Annotated in this window: 2 protein-coding genes; one reads left to right on the top strand and one right to left on the bottom strand. The window is 61.5% G+C overall.

Annotation, left to right across the window (positions count from 1 at the left end):
• Positions 1-315, bottom strand: a 315-nt coding sequence (locus tag AC11W3_RS20755; protein ID WP_484093691.1) for a hypothetical protein, incomplete at its 3' end; no start/stop codon positions are given.
• Between the two features lie 241 nt (positions 316-556).
• Between AC11W3_RS20755 and AC11W3_RS20750 the strand changes: the two genes are divergently transcribed.
• Positions 557-1,672, top strand: coding sequence for a transposase (locus AC11W3_RS20750; protein WP_484093690.1), 1,116 nt, complete (start codon positions 557-559; stop codon positions 1,670-1,672).
• The last annotated feature ends 91 nt before the right edge of the window (positions 1,673-1,763 follow it).

Below are 1,763 nucleotides of genomic sequence, written 5' to 3'. Positions count from 1 at the left end.
GACGGTGTAATCCTCCGGATCGCCCTTGAGTCTGCGCAAATACTCCCGCAGGGCGGTCTGTCCGAGCCCCATGCCGAGTTCGAAAAGATGCCGGGCCGTCTCCCGTGTCCGGACTTTCTGGTTGGGGTCAGTTTCTTCCAACTCGCGCGCCAGAACGCCATAAACATCTGCAGTTGCCAAGTCCTGCCATCCCGCCAAACCGGGATGTTCGGACTTCACCAGGCCAGAAGCCAATAGTGAGGACAGCACGCCACGCTTGACAGCTATCTCAAAGGTTTGCCCCCATAGGGAATAAACCTGGATCGGTTCCAACATCACCCCCTCCCCCGATGCTTTCTGGGGTAGGTTTTCTGCAAAGGACACCAAAAATAGGGGTGACAAGACCCGCTTCCGTCGGGCATGGTGTCGCTTGTCTTAACAGTTACCACACCATCCTGCCGGAGAACTACTGATGTCCCACCACTCCCGTGTAGCTGAATGGGCAACTACTATTCAGACCCACTTACCCCACTTGAGCAAGCCTCAAATCATGGTCCTCGCGTTGTGGAGCCTAGGCATGGTCCTGGCGCGGTCCTGTGCACTCACCGCCGTCAGTGCCTGCTTAGCGCCCTGGCTTCACCGCAAAGATAACACGTTACGGCAACGCTTGCGCGAGTTCTGCTACGAGGCCCCGGCGAAACGCGGGAAGGCCCGTCAAGCCGTGGTGGTGGAAACCTGTTTTGCGCCGCTGTTGGCCTGGGTGCTCAGCCTGTGGCAAGGGACTCAACTGGCGCTCGCCCTCGATGCGACTACCTTAGGTGACCGGTTTACAGTGCTGGTGATCAGTGTGGTGTACCGGGGCTGTGCCATTCCGATCGCCTGGACGGTGTTGACTGCCAATATCGAGAAAGCCTGGCGGCCGGAGTGGTTGCGGATGCTCCGGCAGGTGTACCGCGCGGTCCCGCCCACCTGGATGGTGATCGTGCTCGCCGATCGCGGGTTGTATGCTCGCTGGCTGTTTCAGCGGATTACCCGGTTGGGGTGGCATCCGTTTCTGCGCATCAATACCGGCGGGACCTTCCGGCCCACCGGTGAACGGCAAGGAGTCCCTCTCAAGACCTTGGTCCCGCAACCGGGTTGCCAATGGTCCGGTACCGGCGTGGCCTTCAAAGGCCGCCAGCGTCGGCTCCGCGGTACCCTCCTGGCCCGGTGGGAACCTGGCTATCAGGACCCCTGGCTGATCTTAACCGATTTACCGCCCGCGGTCGGCGAGGTCTGCTGGTATGGTTGGCGCGCCTGGATTGAACAGGGCTTTAAACGGACCAAACGGGGCGGCTGGCAGTGGCAACAGACCCGGATGACTGATCCCGCGCGGGCGGCACGCCTGTGGCTGGCGATGGCGGTGGCGACGCTGTGGCTGGTGAGTGTCGGGGGCGAGGCGGACACGACGCTTCCCGCCACCACCTTGCCTGACCTGGCCGCCTCCCTGCCACCCCCGCCACGCTCCCATCAGGCGGCCCACCTGCGCTTGGTCAGCGTGTTTCGGCGCGGCTGGAACCTCATCCTGGCGGCGTTACTCAACCAGCTCCCGTTGCCTCACGGGTGCTTGGTCCCCGAGCCCTGGCCGACTCGCTCCTCGCCGGGCCCGTCGGAGACTGCCCCAGCCGTTGTCGCGTTACTGCAAGCAGCCTGAAGCTCTCCAGCTTAGGCATGGTAACAGCATGATTCATAAAGCTAATGTTAGAGCAAATTGAACACTCTCAAAAAATACCTACCCCAGAAAG

The organism is Geomonas sp., from assembly GCF_056994735.1.
Note: the sequence above shows the minus strand (reverse complement) of the source record. Positions and strands in the feature narration are given on the sequence as shown.

What these genes read in the sequence shown, in the direction of transcription:
- AC11W3_RS20750 (WP_484093690.1), top strand. Translation starts at nt 557, where the DNA reads ATGGTCCTGGCGCGGTCCTGTGCACTCACCGCCGTCAGTGCCTGCTTA.